This window comes from Paenibacillus sp. FSL W8-1187, from assembly GCF_037965485.1.
Lineage (GTDB): Bacteria > Bacillota > Bacilli > Paenibacillales > Paenibacillaceae > Paenibacillus_O > Paenibacillus_O pasadenensis.
The window spans coordinates 2,178,410-2,193,986 of record NZ_CP150181.1 but is presented as its reverse complement, the minus strand read 5'-3'; the positions used below and the strand labels follow the sequence as shown (position 1 = coordinate 2,193,986).

Below are 15,577 nucleotides of genomic sequence, written 5' to 3'. Positions count from 1 at the left end.
CGCTACGCTTGGATATTCTGGCCGGAAGGTTTTTTGAGCTGCTCCGGATAGCCGTAGTTGCCGTGCTCGCTCAGGTCGAGGCCGGCGATCTCCTGCTCCTCCGTGACGCGCAGGCCCATGATGGCCTTCATGATGCCGAGCAGGATGAAGCTCGCGGCGAGGACGAACACGCCGCAGATGACGACGCTCTCGAACTGGACCCACAGCTGATGCCAGCTGCCGGTATCGATCAGACCGCCTTGGCCGACGCCGACTTTGGTGGCGAGCTCTTCCGTGGCGAAGATGCCGTTGGCGAGCGTGCCCCAGATGCCGGCCGCGCCGTGCACGGAGAGGGCGAAGATCGGATCGTCGATTTTCATTTTTTCGAAGAAGCGGACGCTGTAGAAGACGAGGATGCCGGCGACGAGGCCGATGACGACTGCCGCCCATGGATCGACGAAGGCGCAGGAGGCTGTGATGGCGACGAGGCCGGCGAGCGCGCCGTTCAGCGTCGTGCCGATGTCCGCCTTGCCCAGCACCGCCCAGGAGATGAGGAGCGCCGCGACTGCGCCGCCGGCTGCGCCCAGCTGGGTGTTGAAGGCGACGAAGCCGAAGAAGCCGTCGCCGATCGCGACCGTGGAGCCGGCGTTGAAGCCGAACCAGCCTACCCACAGGATGAGGACCGACAGCGCCGTGAACACTTGGTTGTGGCCGAGGATCTCATTGGCGGAGCCGTCTTTGTTGAACTTGCCGATGCGCGGCTTGAGCAGGATCGTGCCGGCCAGAGCGGCGAGGGCGCCGGTCAAGTGGACGACGGTAGAGCCTGCGAAGTCTTGCGCGCCGTCTTGGGCAAGGAAGCCGCCGCCCCAGATCCAGTGCGCGACGACCGGATAGATGAGAGCCGTGAACAGAATCGTGAAGATCAAGTATACGGACAGCTTGGCGCGTTCCGCGAAGCCGCCCCATGCGATCGACAGCGATACCGCCGCGAAAGCGAGCTGGAACAGGAAGAAGACCGTAGTAGGAAGGCCGTTGTCGACCGACGTCTTGGCCGGATCGAAGAAGAAGTCTCCCCATCCGAAGAAGTCGTTGCCGGAGCCTCCGAAGGCGATGCCGTAGCCGAGCGCCCAGTAGACCAGCGAGCAAAGGCCGACCGTGAAGATCGTCTTGCCGGCGACGTGCCCGGCGTTCTTCATGCGGGTCGAGCCCGTCTCCAGCAGGATGAATCCTCCTTGCATGAGCAGGACCAGAATCGCCGCCAGCATGACCCACAGGGCATTTAGACCCATGTTGAGCGTCGCTCCCGAAGGATCCTCTGCGAACGCCATCGCCGGGAAAAGCACCAGCAATGCGCTCATGGAAATCAGCATCTTTTTGACCACTACGACCACTCCCTAATGTAATGTTCTCTAACGTGTGATGAAAGACTTAATGCCATTATAGTCAGAAGTACCTGCTTTGACAATAACCTATTTTTCAGAAACGAAAAGAATATCAAACGTTCCCCTTTCATATCGTAACGAATGTTAAGTTTTCCCCCCACATTCAGCGAGAACGGACGATCCTCCCAGGCTATCCTTCGGTTTTGCCGCGAAACCAGGATGAAAAACCGATCCGTCAGAAGTCATGCGATGCATCCAGCCTTCATGTAAGCTTTCTCGACAATCCCGCTTTTCTCCCTCGCTGGACCGGCAACAGGAAACGGCTGGGTTTGACGGCATGAAGGCTTACCGATTATCATAGTTTTCATAGAGAAGCAAGGGTTTGATAAGGATGGTGGAGGAGAAATGGCTGAACAACTGCTCAAGATCGGTGAATTGTCCAAGCAGGCTGAGGTCAGCTCCAGAACGATCGACTACTACACGAAGCTAGGCTTGATCCAGCCCGAAGCCCGCAGCGAGGGCAATTATCGGCTCTATAGTCGTGAAACCTTGGAACGCCTCCAGCGTATAGAACAGTTGAAGAAAGAAAAATATACGTTGGACGAAATCAAGCAAGCCCTGGACAGCTGGACCAAGGTCTCATCCGTGTCCCAGGTCACGCAGCGACTCAGCGATCTCGAGCTGCATCTGACGCAGCTCGAGCGCGAGGTCAAGGAGCTTGAGCCCGTCATTCAGAATCTCAAGCCGAAGCAGGCCAACCAAGCCGTCAAGCGCCTCATCCCGCAGACCGCGGCATGCATCGAGGCGCTGATGCTGATTCTGAACAAGGGCAATTTCATGTAGCCAACGAAGAAAGATGGAGGGATTGCCTTGTTTTTTCATCCGATGGACTTCCTGATCCTGATCGCCTTCGCTCTGTCGATCTGGGCGCAGTTCAGAGTCAAGGGCACGTTCAACCGCTGGTCCGAGGTGCAGGCGATGAGCGGCCTGACGGGCTACGAGGCCGCGCGCCGCTTGCTTGACGCGAACGGACTGTACGACGTGCCGATCGAGCCGGTTCCGGGCCGCCTGAGCGACCACTACGATCCGATCCACCGCGTCGTCCGCTTGTCGGAGCCGGTCTACTACGAGAGCTCCATATCGGCGATCTCGGTCGCCTGCCACGAGGTCGGCCACGCGATCCAGCATAAGGTGAGCTACCCGATGCTGACGCTGCGCCACCGGATCTTCCCGGTCGTCAACTTCGCTTCCGGCATCGCGCCGTTCCTGCTGATCGGCGGCTTCCTGTTCCAGGCGACCGGCCTGATCGGCATCGGCATCATCTTCTTCTCGGTCGCCGTGGCCTTCCAGCTCATCACGCTGCCGGTCGAGTTCAACGCCAGCAGCCGCGCCCGCGAGCTGATGGTATCCGAGGGCTTCATCTCCAACGAGGAAGAGCGCGGCGTATCCAAAGTGCTCAACGCCGCCGCCTTGACCTACGTCGCGGCCGCCCTCATCTCTCTGCTGGAGCTGGTCAAGTACATCATGATTTTCTTCAGCAACCGCGAATAGCACGCAAACGAAAAGCCCCTTCCGTCTCCAGACGGAAGGGGCTTTTCGTTTGGCGGAGCAGGACTCGCTCTTATGCGAGGCCAGCTCCTGCAACGCCCCACGCGGCTGATCAGCGCCGCATGGGGGGCATGGCTAGGGTTGCCGCAACCCCCGCCTCAACGCTGGCGGGCCCGGCGGTAGCGCTCCTTGTTGTCCATCGCGGCGTAGATCAGATAGCCGCCGATGAGGCCGCCCAGATGGGCATACCAGTTGATGTTGGAATAGAACAGCAGCGACACGACGCCCAGGATCAGAATCATGTAGACCGTCTTGACCGAGCTCTCGTCCATCATGCCCTTGCGGTGCAGCGCCATGAACAGATAGGCGCCGTAAACGCCGTAAATGGCGCCTGACGCGCCGAGAGACGACTGGACTCCGGTAATCGCGACCGCGGACAGCACGTTCCCGGCGATGCCGCTCAGCACGTACAGCAGCGTGTAGCGCCAGGCGCCGATAAGCCGCTCCAGCGGCGGAGCGAAAACGAGCAAGGCGAACAGGTTGAAGAACAGATGCTGCAGGCTGCCGTGCACGAAAATCGAGGTGATGTACCTCCACGGCTCCTGGAGGCCGAAGGCATTGTCGGCATAGCCGGGCTGATCCTGCCACTGGATGAACATCAGATCGTAGGTGAGGCGGTCGTTCGTCAGCAACTGGCCGGCGAACAGGATCAGGTTCAGCGCGATCAGGATCGACGTGACGGGATACGACTTCAGGTATCCCCGAAAGCTTTCGTAGCGCAGGAAAATCATGAGGCTCTCCCCTTCTTTCCCGATTGGACAACCGGGTTGGCGAATGTTTATAATGAGAAGGCATTTCCTATTCCATTGTTGCAAATGAAGGAGGACATATCAGATGGCTCAAGAACGTCAAGCAAGCTTCAAGGGCAACCCGATCACGCTGGTCGGCCCGCAGCTTCAGGCAGGCGACAAAGCCCCTGCATTCACCCTCAACAAATCGCTCGTGGACACGGCCACGCTCGGCGATTATGCAGGCAAGATCAAGCTGATCAGCGTCGTGCCGAGCATCGACACCGGCGTTTGCGACGCCCAGACCCGCCGCTTCAACGAGGAAGCCGCGAAGCTCGGCGACAACGTGGCCGTGCTGACGGTGAGCGCGGATCTGCCTTTCGCCCAGGCGCGCTGGTGCGGCGCGGCGGGCATCGACAAAGTCGTCCTTCTTTCCGACTACAAGGGCAATGAGTTCGGCCAAGCCTACGGCGTCTACATCAAGGAGTTCGGCCTCGACATGCGTTCGATCTTCGTTCTCGACGCCGACGACACGATCCGTTATGTCGAGGTGCTCGGCGAGATGACCGAGCATCCGAATTACGAAGCCGCTGTCGAAGCGGTGCGCGCGCTGCTGTAGCGCCAGGAACAGAAAAGCGAGCAGGGACGATGTCCTTCGCTCGCTTTTTGCTTGTTCAGGAGGTCGTCTTGACGGCCGCCAGCTTTTTGTCCAGGGTGCGGTAAATATCGAGGATGACCCGGTAATTGGCGCCGAGATCCCCGAGGGAGCCCCGCGAGGCGGAGTAGATATCGACCGCGGATGTGACGGGTCCCGTACCGATGACCGAGACGGTGATGTCCATCGTCCGGCCCGTAACGGTCCGCTTCTCCAGTACGATCTCGCCGACCGACGGCACGTCATGCAGCACCTTGTAGCCCTGCATCTTCTTGAGCGTGCTTAGAACCTCGTCAAAAGCCTTGTCCTTGGAGAGCTTGTAGTAATGGGACTTGAGCAGCGGATCCTTCGCCTTGTCCCCCGACTGCTCGAAGCTGCGCAGCAAACCGAAAAGCGTCCGTTTCAGCAAGGATGATTCCCCCTCCGACCTCTATGTATAAGGGTGTGGCTCGTATGTCGGCATCAGGCATGCCGTTTCAAAAAAAAGGCTCTGACAGCTGTCAGAGTCGTCTTGAACTCTAGAATTAAGTCCCGCGATGCCGTCCGGCTTGCTTGTTTCTGAACCCGCTCTCGCAGGTGGGTGTCCGCAGATCTGCCTTTGAGATCCTCCATGAAATGAAGGCGTGTCAGCCGCACATCGATGTTGAACTCCCGGGAAACAGCCATTGGTTCAAAACAATTTAAAGCCGTAACGAGCATCGCAGGATGTATAGCTATTATAAGCCTTGCGGCCGCAAAAGTAAAATTCGCCGCTTTATTTTTTGGCGCCCTCTCCAAGCTCCGTATCCACGACGTCGGCTTCTTCCGCGGCGAGCCGATTCTTCTCCTCCAGCTGGGACTGCACCTTCTGGTAGACGAGGTAGAAGTTCCAGAATGCGAAGTAAGCGATCAAGCTGCCCATGAAAAACGGGATCAGGAACGTGATCTTCGTGAAGCTGATATACAGGATGAACCCGGCCACGATCGCCGTGGAGAACGAGCGCAGCGGCCGCCCGATCGTGATGAGGATCGCATTTTTGAGCAGCTGGAACGTCTTCATGTGATAATGCACGACCATCGAGAAGAAATTGAACACCGAGATCGACAGCAGCAGCATCAGGCCGATGAAGATGTACGAGACGAGCTGCAGGCTCGGATTGTTCATATATACCCGGTAATCGACGATCATGATGGCGAATAGAAGCGCATACAAGATGCCGCCGACCATGCTCTGCACATAGTTTTCCTTGTAGGTCCGGAAAAAGGTCTTGAACAGAGGCACGTCCAGGTCGCCCATGACCCACTTGCGCGCGACGCCGAACATCGCGGACGTCGCCGGGAACAGCGTGAACGGGGCGACGACGAGCGCGAGGAACATCCAGCTGAAAAAGCTTGCCGCGACGTCGACATCTTCGATCCCCGTGGAAAGGAATGCGGTCAGCACCAAAAACGCAAACGGAAAGGAGCAGACGACCCACAGCAGATTGATGACCGCAAGCCTCATGATCCATTCGGAAAGGCGGTAGAAGCCGCCCATAATGCCTCTCATTTCCATGTCGTACTCATTCCCCCCAGCTGACTATTGCTTCTATTATACCGCGTATCGCAGCAGAAGCCCAACTATATCGAGACCGGGCATTCGTCCTGTCCGTACAACTGTCCCCCGCATACACTGACATCAGCTTCACCCAAATCAATCCATTTCATAGGAGGTGTCGATATGGGCGCAGCTTACGGAGGATTCGGTGGCGGCTTCGGCGGATACAGCACGGGAGCCATTCTGGTCCTGTTCATTCTTCTGGTCATCATCACACGTGCATTCTGGTACTGATCCGACGGATGCCGACCGAGACCGGACTACGGGATTCCTGCCAGGCAGGATAAGCTCGGTCCGGAAGGCGACTCCGCTGGATCGGGGCTAGGCATGAAACGGCGATGCACCTTCTTCTTTGCAAACGAAAAGCCGGGATGGCCGCATATGCGGTTGTCCCGGCTTTTCGTCTAGACGCATCGTGCAGGATTATTGGTTGACGAAGTCGTCCGAGGAGAACTTGGGACGACGGTCGCCGCCGCCGCTGTTGCCGCGGTTCTCTCCGCGGCTTTCGTAGCTGCGGCCGCCCTCGCCTCTCGGCTTGTAGCCGTCACGGCTGCCGCCGCGATTGCCGCCGTAGCTGCTGCTGCCGCTGCCGTATCCGCTGCGTCCACGAGGAGCGCTGCCGCTGCCTCCAGTACCGCCGCCAGTGCCGCCGCGATTGCCGCCGTAGCCGCTGCCCGTAAAGCGGCGACCGCTCGAACGTACATCCGGACGGCGCTTTTTGGCGCGGATCGGATCTTCCGGCGTCAGCTCGATGCTGACGTCCTTCTTCTCGCCGGTGATCAGCTTGATCGCCGAAGCGAGCACATTGACGGAGTCGTACTGCTCCAGCAGCTGGATGGCGATGCCCTTGTACTCTTGGAAGCTGTCCGTCTGCACGATCTCGATGATGCGCTCCGCCGTGATGCGCTGCTTGCCCTCGATCGCCTCCGCGATGGACGGAACCGGCTTCTTGGAGATGCGCTGGCGCGTCACCTTCTCGATGAAGTGCAGGTGATCCGTCTCGCGCGGCGTCACGAAGCTCCATGCCGTGCCTTCCTTGCCGGCGCGGCCCGTACGGCCGATGCGGTGGACATAGCTCTCCGGATCTTGCGGGAGGTCGAAGTTGATGACATGCGTCACGCCGGATACGTCGAGGCCGCGAGCCGCGACGTCCGTCGCGACGAGCACGTCGATGCTGCCGTCGCGGAACTTGCGCATGACGTTGTCGCGTTGGTTCTGGCTCAGGTCGCCATGCAGGCCGTCCGCGGAGTAGCCGCGCTTTTGCAGCGCTTCGCTCAGCTCGTCGACGCGGCGCTTCGTGCGGCCGAAGATGATCGCCAGCTCTGGGCTTTCCATATCGAGCAAGCGGCTCAGGGCGTCGAACTTCTGACGCTCGTGCACTTCGATGTAGGCCTGGTCGATCGTCGGAGCGGTAACCTGTTTAGGGATGACCGAGACATGCTCGGGATTTTTGAGGAACTGCTGGGCGAGACGCTGGATGTTCGGAGGCATCGTCGCCGAGAAGAGCATCGTCTGGCGCTGCTCCGGCACGAGGCTCAGAATGGACGTGATGTCCTCCATGAAGCCCATGTCGAGCATTTCGTCCGCCTCGTCAAGCACGACGTGCTGGACGTCGTCAAGCTTGATCGTCTTGCGGTTGATGTGGTCGAGCAGACGGCCCGGGGTGCCGATGATGATCTGCGGACGCTTCTTGAGCGCGCGGATCTGGCGGCCGATCTCTTGTCCGCCGTAGATCGGAAGGGAACGGATGCCCTTGAAGCGGGAAAGCTTGCCGATCTCCTCGGCGACCTGGATGGCCAGCTCGCGGGTAGGCGTCATGATGAGCGCAACGATGCGATCCTCGGTCGTCGGAATGTTGTTGATGAGGGGGATGCCGAAGGCTGCGGTCTTGCCTGTGCCCGTCTGGGCCTGGCCGATGAGATCGGTGCCTGCGAGGGCGATCGGGATGGCCTTATCTTGAATTGCCGTGGATTCCTCGAATCCCAGCTCCGTAATTGCCTGCAACACCTTAGCGTCGAGGCCAAATTCAGCAAATGTTTTCAAATCTTATTCAAACTCCTTCTCTTTGCGAAGCTCGCTTCAAAAATATCCTGTTAAGTATAGCACAAAGAACCTGGTGAATACCAGTCGCAGGCAAACAGCCATACTACGGGCGTATGCAAAGGGAACGGCCGCCCAGGGGACAAGCCTCCGGCGGCGGAAACGGAGGAAGCATGAAGCCTTACCAAGCATTGGCCTCCTGGCTGGCCGTCACGGCCGGCTCGATGCTCATCGCGGCCGCCTTCAATATCCTCCTGATTCCGGAGCAGCTGCTGAGCGGGGGCATCTCCGGCATCTCCATGATGATCGGCTACCTGACCGGCAGCAACATCGGCTGGCTGTACCTGGCGCTCAACGTTCCGGTGCTCGCCTGGGGCTGGTTCACGCTCGGCCGCCGCTTCGTCTTCTGGAGCAGCTACTCCGTCGTCGCCGCCAGCGCCTTCATGCAGCTCATCCCTGTCCAGCCGGTCGCGCAGGACATCCTGCTCGCCTCGGTATTCGGCGGGTTGCTGCTCGGATTCGGGACCGGCCTCTGCCTGCGCGCCGGAGGCTCGTCCGGCGGCTTCGACATCATCGCGTCGATCGTCAGCCGCAGCCGCGACCTCCCCGTCGGCATGATGATCTTCATCCTCAACGGCCTCGTCATCGGCATCCTCGTCGTCTTCACCGGCAACTGGGACATCGCGCTCTACTCGCTGATCTCCATCTTCACCGCCGGGAAAGTCGTCGACCTCGTCCATATCCGCCACCTCAAGGTGACGGCCTTCATCGTGACGCAGAAGACGGAGGAGCTGCTGAAGCAGATGCTCTCCCGTCCGCGCGGCGTGACGATCGTCAAGACGAGAGGCGCCTTCTCCTCCGAGGAGCGCGACATGCTGATGACGGTGACGACCCGCTACGAGCTCGACGAGCTGAAGCGGATGGTCCGGCGCCTCGATCCGAAGGCGTTCGTGAATATCGTGGAGACGGTCGGCGTCATGGGCGATTTCCGGCGCAACGGCTGACCGGAGGAAGAGGCGGAAGCGGATTTGTGGCCCCTTCCCTTTCTTCCTCCTCCGCATTGGAGTATACTGGAGCTATCCCGTAGTTCATTGTTTCATGCCCAGCGTTCTGCCCTGTTATCTGAATGAGAAAGGGTGATGCAAGGTGGAAGTGGAAACGGTCAAACTTTCGAGGATTGTGGAAAAGCTGGCGCCTGAGCTTCATTCCTTCCTTACGGCGCATGAGCTTGATCTCAAGATTGTCCTCCGGGACGGACTGTCCGTGCTGGAGCCGTCTGACGCGATGGAGATCGTGCAGCACAGCATTTGCGAATACCAGAAGCTGACGCTTCTGCATTGACCCTTCTCGATCCGAGAAGGCCGAGGGCCCGCCGCCAGGCGGGCCTTTTTTAGCTGAAATTTCTTGTGTCAGCTTGTCGGATCTTGTTTTATAATTTCATGAGAAGAGTACATAGGGAGAGAACAGAATGGAAATGGTGTATTCAACGATGCTGCTGCTGATGCAGCTGTTGTCGGGCGGGACCGGTCCGGAGTCGGACGCCTCTCATCAGATGATGGCGTCCTATGTGAACGCGGCCGCGGGCAAGCCGGTGATCGCGATGCCGGACGCGGAGGTCAAGGCTCCGGACGCCGGCGGCGAGTTCGTCAAGAAGGATCCGCAGCCGGACGCGCCCGAGGTCAAAGGCATCTACGCGACGGCGCACAGCGCCGGCGGCGCGCGGCTGGAGAAGCTGCTCTCGCTGCTCGACCGGACGGAGCTCAACAGCATGGTCGTCGACATCAAGGACGACTACGGCTACATCACCTACCCGACCGACAATCCCGAGCTGCTGGAGATGGGCACGGCCAAGAAATACATCAAGGATCTCCCGGGCCTCATGAAGACGCTCGAGCAGCATAAAGTGTATCCGATCGCCCGCATCGTCGTCTTCAAGGATACGGTGCTCGCGGCGAAAAATCCGGAGCTCAGCTTCGTGCGCGGAGACGGCAGCGTCTGGAAGAACGGCAAGGGCGACAGCTTCGTCAACCCTTATTCCAAGGAAGTCTGGGACTACAACATCGCTGTCGCCAAGGAAGCGGTCAAGTTCGGCTTCAAGGAAATCCAGTTCGATTACGTGCGCTTTCCGGAAGGCTTCGAGAAAAAAGCCGACTCGCTCAAGTATGAGAAGACCGACATCAGCCGCGTCGACGCGGTCGCCGGATTCGTCAAGTACGCGCGGGAGCAGATGGCCGATCTCGGCGTCCGCGTCTCGGTCGACATTTTCGGCTACGCCGCCTCCGTCCCGGCTGCCGAGGGCATCGGCCAGGACTTCGTCAAAATCTCCAAATATGTCGACGTCATCAGTCCGATGGTCTACCCGAGCCACTATTCGACCGGCTGGTACGGCGCCAAGGCGCCGGATACGAAGCCTTACGACGTCATCAAAGGCTCGATGGTCGATACGCACAAGAAGCTCGATCCGATCGGCAGCTTCAAGCCGGTCATCCGCCCTTGGATCCAAGACTTCACGGCGAGCTGGCTCGGCAAGGGCAACTACATCAAGTACGGCAAGGCCGAGGTCGAGGCGCAGATCCAGGCGCTCCACGACACGGGCGTCAAGGAATACCTGCTCTGGAACGCGGGCAACAACTACACGGAAGCGAATTATAAGTAACGCCGGACTCATCCGCCTTTATTGCGAGCGGGAGGCGGCAGGGAAACCTGCCTCCTCCCGCTTTTTTTGCCGCGCCAAGACAAAAAGCGGCCGCGGCGTCCATGGTGGACGCCGCGGCCGCTCGGCGCGCGAAACGGATCAGCCTTCGATCAGATAGCCGCTGCCCGGCTCGGGCCGCTTCTTCTCGACGATGGCGATCGACTGGAGCTCGGGGGTATGCAGGAAATGGCGCTGCGCATGGCTTTCGACGTAGGAGAACGCCTTCTCGTCGCTCGCCGCGAGCACGATCAGATGCGCCTGCTTGCCTTCCGGCAGCTGCAGCTCGATTTTATACAGGAACAAGGGGCTCGCCCTCCTCTGCGGCTTATTGGGACAGGCGAAGGGCCAGGTTGTACAGGTCCATGTTGAACGGCTTCTTGGTGTTGACGACCAGGTCGATGTCCGTCGCCGTCAGCTCGCCCTTGATGATGCCGCAGGACTTGGCCGATTCGCCCGCCATCAGCTGGCGCACGGCGAAGTCGCCGAGCTGGCTCGCCAGCACGCGGTCGTTGTGGGTCGGAGAGCCGCCGCGCTGGATGTGGCCCAGCACCGTGACGCGAGGGTCGATGCCGCAGCAGCTCGTGATATGGTCGGCGACGTCCTGGCCCTTGCCGGCGCCTTCGGCGACGATGATGATGCTGTGGCGCTTGCCGTGGCGGAAATTGTCCTGCATGCGACGGGAGACTTCGTCCAGATCGTACGGCACCTCCGGCACGAGGATCGTCTCCGCTCCGCTCGCCAGGCCCGCGTAGAGGGCGATGTCGCCGCAGTGGCGGCCCATGACCTCGACGATCGAGGAGCGCTCATGGGATGTCATCGTATCGCGCAGCTTGTTGATGGCGTCGACGACGATGCTCACCGCCGTGTCGAATCCGATCGTGAAGTCCGTGAACGGAATGTCGTTGTCGATCGTGCCCGGCAGGCCCATCGTCTTGATGCCGAGCTTGCTCAGCTTGTTGGCTCCTTGGTACGAGCCGTCGCCGCCGATGACGACGAGGCCGTCGATGCCGCGCTCGCGCAGCACCTCGGCGCCCTTTTGCTGGCCCTCGGGAGTCATGAACTCCTTGCAGCGGGCCGTCTGCAGGATCGTGCCGCCGCGCTGGATGATGTCGCCGACGCTGCGCAGGTCCATCGGACGCAGATCGTCGTTGATCAGTCCTTGATAGCCGCGCTGCACGCCGTATACGTCCAGGCCGTGATAAAGGGCGCTGCGCACGACAGCGCGCACCGCCGCGTTCATCCCCTGGGAATCTCCGCCGCTCGTAAGGACGGCAATGGATTTGACTGCTGACATAGTAGGTCCTCCAATGACGCATTAGTATAGGTGCAAAAAGAAAAGAAACCGGTTCGGAAGCGCGCTAGGCCCGGATCCGGCGGATCCAGACGCTGTTGAGCAGGAAGAACAGCCGGGCGAGCGGACTGCCCTTCATGAGCGCGCGGGACACCCGCTTCACGTCCTCCTGGCCGCCCACCTTGGGATCGGACAGATACAGAGCCAGCAGCCCCTCGACGATCAAGCGGTGGAAGCCGGGGTCGGGCAAGGCGAGCGCATCCGCTCGCGCCTGCTCGACGATGGCGCCGATGCGCGCCGCCGCCTCCTCGGTATCCCGATAATAGTTGCAGAAGTTGAGGTCCCCGCCGGCCAGGTCCTCCTCCTGATCGATCAAATAGTCGAGCAGAATGTGGAGGCCGCATATATGCGGGAAATAGCCGCCTCGCACGCGGGCGGCGCCCTCCGGCGTCAGGCCGGGATCCACGGCGGCCGTGAACAGCGCGAACATGCCGAGCGTCGAGCCCGTCGCGGCGGCGAACTCGTTCCAGCGAAGCTCGGGACTGAGCTGCCGATGCCGCTCCCGCCAGGCGAGCAGCTGCTCCTCGCGCAGGTCCTTGCGGATGTGCTTGTACACCTGCAGGTCGCCGTACAGCGAGACGAGCTGCGCGACCTCGGGCTGCGCGGCCGCATAGCCGGGCAGCCGGCGCACGGCTTGCTGGCAAGTCCGCACGAGATGATGCAGATAGCCGCCGTCATCCTGCTCGGCCCTCCGCGCGTAATAGTTCGTCAGCTCGGCGTCCGGGTCGATCGCGTCCAGCATCGAGCGATGCAGCAGGCGAAAGTCGTCCGGATCGAGCGAGGTGCTGCGGTCGCATAGATTGTCCAGGTAGTCGCTGATCGTCTGCAGCGCGACGATCAGCGGAATGAGCAGGCGGCGCTTGGACGGATCTAGGATCGCGTAGACGCAGCCGCCCTGGCAGTGGAACCGCTTGTCCCTCATGCTCGCGAGCGCCTGCGTCCGCAGCTCGGGATCGGGGATGAGCTCCGCCCGACGGCGCAGGGCGGCCAGCTCCGCCGATACGCCGGGCAGCACATAGCGGTAGACGCGGTACATCAAGTTCATCGGCTTGGACGGAGCCTTGACGGCTCCGATCGTCCTGTCGTTCATTCGAGGCGCCCTCCTAGCGGTCGTCAGGAATGGCGCCGCGCTTCAATCTCCTGATTGACGCGGTACCAAATATGCAGGTCATTGATGCGGCTCGCCAGCTCGGCGATGTCGGAATTGAGGCGGCATGAGCGAGCGAAGTCCTCCTCCTCGTCCAGCTCCCGCTGCAGGAGGACGATCTGTCTCTCCAGAGCGAAAATGACGTCCGGAATGCGGCCGCGGATCAGCTCCCACTGCTCCACGATCCCCATCTGCTCCGCGGCGTCATATTGATCCCAATTCCGATCCAGGCGGGGCAGGTCGATGCCGAGCCTGGCGTCCGGTACGAAGAAACGGTCCCTCATGGTAAACCTCCATTGATACTTTACCATCCTGATGCCTTAAAATCCAGTGTCGAAGCGGAAAACGATCACCGCCGCGTGGGCCGAGAAAGGGGGATCGAGCCGGGATTCCGGTCCCGAGCGGGGAGACAAAACGCATAGACGAATCAAGCGCCAGCCGCCGGTCCGCTTGACGGATGCCGCCGCTGGCGGCCGGAGGCCGCTCGGCAAAAAAAATAAGGCCCCTCGAAAGGGGCCCTATCTTGCTCTATAATAAGCGAATCCGACGAAGCGGATCTTACAGCTTGACTACGTTCGCAGCTTGAGGACCGCGGTTGCCGTCCGTGATGTCGAATTCAACTTCTTGGCCTTCGTCGAGGGACTTGAAGCCTTCTGCTTGGATCGCAGAGAAGTGAACGAATACGTCTTCGCCGTTCTCAACCTGGATGAAGCCGTAGCCTTTTTCTGCGTTGAACCACTTAACTGTTCCTTTCAAATGAACAACCTCCTAAAATGACGCTGCTTGAAGCAGCGAATAAGCCCATTATACACTCGCCACTCCCTGATTGCAATGAGGTCGAGACGGCTATAGCCGTTCTTTACCGGACGATTTCGAGAAAATGGGTCGACTGCGGCAGAAAAGGCAGCCTCGAGGGCTTCAGATCCGGCCGTCCGCCGGCCGCGCGGATCTCGCCGAGCAGCCGCTCCAGCTCCGGATAAGGCTCGGCGGCCAGCGACAGCAGCGGGTAGATCCGCACCGTGCCGCCTGGCCGGCAGACGCGCATCAGCTCCAACGCCGCGTCGCGATGGAAGCGGTAGCCGAACTGCTCCGCATATAGAAATAGGAAATGGCTGCAGAAGACGAGGTCGAACTTCCCGTCCGGCGCAGGCAGAGCCGGCAGCATCGCCGCCAAATATCTTCCTTCCGCCTCCACCGAGGCTCGGTCGGCCAGACAGCGCTCCAGGGAAGCGATCCGCTCCGCATGATGGCGCTCCAGCGTGCCGTAGTAGCTCCAGTCGAATGTCTCCTTCAGCGCGTCCAGCTTGGCCGTGGACAGCTCGATCTCCTCCCGGGCCGACTGCGCCCAGCTGCCGAGCGGCTCGCCGAAGCGCGGATCGAAGGCATAAGCATCCGCTCCCGCCGCCCTCGCGCCGGCGCAGAACGAAGATGCTCCTGCGGCTACATCCGCGACGGCGATTCCATGGAACGCCTCCGGCTCGAGGCCGAACATCGCGGCGTACTCCGCGAAGCTTCGGCAGGTCATCGCCACGCCCGACTGCTCGTAGCGCTCCCGGCTGAACGATGGCGGATTTGATTCAGGCTCGCGGCCCCTGCTCATGAATGGCTTCATGCGTTCATCTCTCCTCTTCTCGTCTTCCCCGCCGCTCTCGCGGCGACGGCGGAGCATCCCTTTTCCGAAAAGGAGGGATGCAATCCCATGCTAATCCACCTCTTGGTTGCTTTGCAACGATTTTTAGCGCTATGATGAAGGGATAGCAAGTCCGACACATGAAGGGGGATTTATCGTCATGATCAAAAAACATCTGATCTACAAGACCGACAAATACAATATGCTGAACGTCGAGGTCCACGGCAAGACGATCATCGCAAGGGAGATTTCCGACCAATGGGGCGAGGAATGCCATACGTTCCTGAGCCGTCCGGAGCTGATGCATTGGGCGGAGAGCCGCTTCCGTCCGGAGAAGTTCGAAGGCCGCGAGGAAGAGCTGCAGACGATTCTGCAAAATTTGAGCGAGGTCTAAGAGCCGGCGGCAGGATTACTCCCCGCCCTTCACGAAGGTTACACGCATCCCCGGATCAATTCCCATAAAATGGAGGAGCCTTGCCCGGATGGACACCACCAATGCCGTCATCTTCATCATCGCCAGCTTCTGCCTGGCCGCGATCGTCCTCATGAACCGGTCGTCGCTGCCGGATCGAGTGCGCAAGCCGCTCGCGATCAGCGCGATCGCGCTCGTCTCGATCGCGTTCGTGCTCCTCGTCGCCTCCTTGTTCCGCATGGGAACATAAGGCAAGCCCCAGGCAGGCATACTAAAGGGTATTCTTGTTCCCGATGGAGGCCTGCCGAATGAAATGGTTGCCCGTGCTGCTGTCGCTGACCCTGCTGGGCGGAGCTCCGCCGCGCATCGCCGCC

20 protein-coding genes and 1 other RNA gene are annotated in these 15,577 nt (G+C 60.3%); 9 read left to right on the top strand and 12 right to left on the bottom strand.

The window, feature by feature from the left end; all coding sequences use genetic code 11:
* Nucleotides 1-2: 2 nt before the first annotated feature.
* The gene (locus tag NYE40_RS09370; RefSeq protein WP_174817700.1) at nucleotides 3-1,307 is read right to left on the bottom strand and encodes an ammonium transporter; all 1,305 of its coding nucleotides are present in this window, start codon (nucleotides 1,305-1,307) and stop codon (nucleotides 3-5) included.
* Between the two features lie 459 nt (nucleotides 1,308-1,766).
* Between NYE40_RS09370 and NYE40_RS09365 the strand changes: the two genes are divergently transcribed.
* Together NYE40_RS09365 and NYE40_RS09360 are read left to right on the top strand one after the other, a co-directional pair.
* On the top strand, nucleotides 1,767-2,204 hold the full coding sequence (locus NYE40_RS09365; protein WP_028599513.1) for a MerR family transcriptional regulator: 438 nt from the start codon (nucleotides 1,767-1,769) through the stop codon (nucleotides 2,202-2,204).
* Between the two features lie 27 nt (nucleotides 2,205-2,231).
* Nucleotides 2,232-2,912, top strand: a complete 681-nt coding sequence (locus NYE40_RS09360) for a zinc metallopeptidase (protein WP_244912794.1) — start codon at nucleotides 2,232-2,234, stop codon at nucleotides 2,910-2,912.
* Between the two features lie 155 nt (nucleotides 2,913-3,067).
* On the opposite strand, the gene NYE40_RS09355 is transcribed toward NYE40_RS09360, so the two are convergent.
* Complete coding sequence (locus tag NYE40_RS09355; protein WP_028599511.1) at nucleotides 3,068-3,700, bottom strand: rhomboid family intramembrane serine protease; 633 nt, start codon at nucleotides 3,698-3,700, stop codon at nucleotides 3,068-3,070.
* 103 nt (nucleotides 3,701-3,803) lie between these two features.
* Here NYE40_RS09355 and tpx point away from each other — a divergent pair, with 103 nt between their 5' ends.
* Entirely contained in the window at nucleotides 3,804-4,316 is a 513-nt protein-coding gene (gene tpx / locus NYE40_RS09350; protein ID WP_043111525.1) for a thiol peroxidase, read from the top strand.
* A 55-nt stretch (nucleotides 4,317-4,371) separates the two neighbouring features.
* On the opposite strand, the gene NYE40_RS09345 is transcribed toward tpx, so the two are convergent.
* The 3 genes from NYE40_RS09345 to NYE40_RS09335 all read right to left on the bottom strand — a co-directional run bounded on the left by NYE40_RS09345 (nucleotide 4,372) and on the right by NYE40_RS09335 (nucleotide 5,886).
* Nucleotides 4,372-4,761 carry a DUF1499 domain-containing protein gene (locus NYE40_RS09345; protein ID WP_028599510.1) on the bottom strand — a complete coding sequence of 130 codons (390 nt, stop codon included), beginning with the start codon at nucleotides 4,759-4,761 and terminating at the stop codon, nucleotides 4,372-4,374.
* 115 nt (nucleotides 4,762-4,876) lie between these two features.
* Nucleotides 4,877-5,062: non-coding RNA, 6S RNA (ssrS, locus tag NYE40_RS09340), on the bottom strand.
* A 44-nt stretch (nucleotides 5,063-5,106) separates the two neighbouring features.
* Nucleotides 5,107-5,886 carry a DUF624 domain-containing protein gene (locus NYE40_RS09335; protein WP_028599509.1) on the bottom strand — a complete coding sequence of 260 codons (780 nt, stop codon included), beginning with the start codon at nucleotides 5,884-5,886 and terminating at the stop codon, nucleotides 5,107-5,109.
* Nucleotides 5,887-6,051: 165 nt separating this feature from the next.
* On the opposite strand from NYE40_RS09335, the gene yjcZ reads away from it, so the two are divergent.
* Nucleotides 6,052-6,162, top strand: coding sequence for a sporulation protein YjcZ (gene yjcZ / locus NYE40_RS09330; protein WP_084137398.1), 111 nt, complete (start codon nucleotides 6,052-6,054; stop codon nucleotides 6,160-6,162).
* Between the two features lie 189 nt (nucleotides 6,163-6,351).
* Here yjcZ and NYE40_RS09325 read toward each other — a convergent pair whose 3' ends face one another.
* Nucleotides 6,352-7,971: a DEAD/DEAH box helicase gene (locus NYE40_RS09325; RefSeq protein WP_339279825.1), complete on the bottom strand. Its 1,620-nt coding sequence runs from the start codon at nucleotides 7,969-7,971 to the stop codon at nucleotides 6,352-6,354.
* Between the two features lie 170 nt (nucleotides 7,972-8,141).
* Here NYE40_RS09325 and NYE40_RS09320 point away from each other — a divergent pair, with 170 nt between their 5' ends.
* The 3 genes from NYE40_RS09320 to NYE40_RS09310 all read left to right on the top strand — a co-directional run bounded on the left by NYE40_RS09320 (nucleotide 8,142) and on the right by NYE40_RS09310 (nucleotide 10,624).
* A complete protein-coding gene (locus NYE40_RS09320) occupies nucleotides 8,142-8,972 on the top strand; it encodes a YitT family protein (RefSeq protein ID WP_028599507.1) in 831 nt (276 codons plus the stop codon).
* A gap of 142 nt (nucleotides 8,973-9,114) precedes the next feature.
* Nucleotides 9,115-9,309, top strand: a complete 195-nt coding sequence (locus tag NYE40_RS09315) for a hypothetical protein (protein ID WP_028599506.1) — start codon at nucleotides 9,115-9,117, stop codon at nucleotides 9,307-9,309.
* A gap of 127 nt (nucleotides 9,310-9,436) precedes the next feature.
* Entirely contained in the window at nucleotides 9,437-10,624 is a 1,188-nt protein-coding gene (locus NYE40_RS09310) for a putative glycoside hydrolase (protein ID WP_153783319.1), read from the top strand.
* A 138-nt stretch (nucleotides 10,625-10,762) separates the two neighbouring features.
* On the opposite strand, the gene NYE40_RS09305 is transcribed toward NYE40_RS09310, so the two are convergent.
* The 6 genes from NYE40_RS09305 to NYE40_RS09280 form a co-directional block, all read right to left on the bottom strand.
* The gene (locus NYE40_RS09305) at nucleotides 10,763-10,966 is read right to left on the bottom strand and encodes a DUF3906 family protein (protein ID WP_028599504.1); all 204 of its coding nucleotides are present in this window, start codon (nucleotides 10,964-10,966) and stop codon (nucleotides 10,763-10,765) included.
* Between the two features lie 22 nt (nucleotides 10,967-10,988).
* The gene (gene pfkA / locus NYE40_RS09300) at nucleotides 10,989-11,957 is read right to left on the bottom strand and encodes a 6-phosphofructokinase (protein ID WP_028599503.1); all 969 of its coding nucleotides are present in this window, start codon (nucleotides 11,955-11,957) and stop codon (nucleotides 10,989-10,991) included.
* Nucleotides 11,958-12,021: 64 nt separating this feature from the next.
* Nucleotides 12,022-13,104, bottom strand: coding sequence for a tetraprenyl-beta-curcumene synthase family protein (locus tag NYE40_RS09295; RefSeq protein WP_028599502.1), 1,083 nt, complete (start codon nucleotides 13,102-13,104; stop codon nucleotides 12,022-12,024).
* Between the two features lie 23 nt (nucleotides 13,105-13,127).
* On the bottom strand, nucleotides 13,128-13,445 hold the full coding sequence (locus NYE40_RS09290; protein WP_028599501.1) for a hypothetical protein: 318 nt from the start codon (nucleotides 13,443-13,445) through the stop codon (nucleotides 13,128-13,130).
* Between the two features lie 274 nt (nucleotides 13,446-13,719).
* The gene (locus NYE40_RS09285; protein WP_028599500.1) at nucleotides 13,720-13,917 is read right to left on the bottom strand and encodes a cold-shock protein; all 198 of its coding nucleotides are present in this window, start codon (nucleotides 13,915-13,917) and stop codon (nucleotides 13,720-13,722) included.
* A gap of 103 nt (nucleotides 13,918-14,020) precedes the next feature.
* On the bottom strand, nucleotides 14,021-14,773 hold the full coding sequence (locus tag NYE40_RS09280) for a class I SAM-dependent methyltransferase (RefSeq protein ID WP_339279824.1): 753 nt from the start codon (nucleotides 14,771-14,773) through the stop codon (nucleotides 14,021-14,023).
* A 178-nt stretch (nucleotides 14,774-14,951) separates the two neighbouring features.
* On the opposite strand from NYE40_RS09280, the gene NYE40_RS09275 reads away from it, so the two are divergent.
* Together NYE40_RS09275 and NYE40_RS09270 are read left to right on the top strand one after the other, a co-directional pair.
* Complete coding sequence (locus NYE40_RS09275) at nucleotides 14,952-15,185, top strand: hypothetical protein (protein ID WP_339279823.1); 234 nt, start codon at nucleotides 14,952-14,954, stop codon at nucleotides 15,183-15,185.
* 88 nt (nucleotides 15,186-15,273) lie between these two features.
* A complete protein-coding gene (locus tag NYE40_RS09270; RefSeq protein WP_028599497.1) occupies nucleotides 15,274-15,453 on the top strand; it encodes a hypothetical protein in 180 nt (59 codons plus the stop codon).
* Nucleotides 15,454-15,577: the final 124 nt, after the last annotated feature.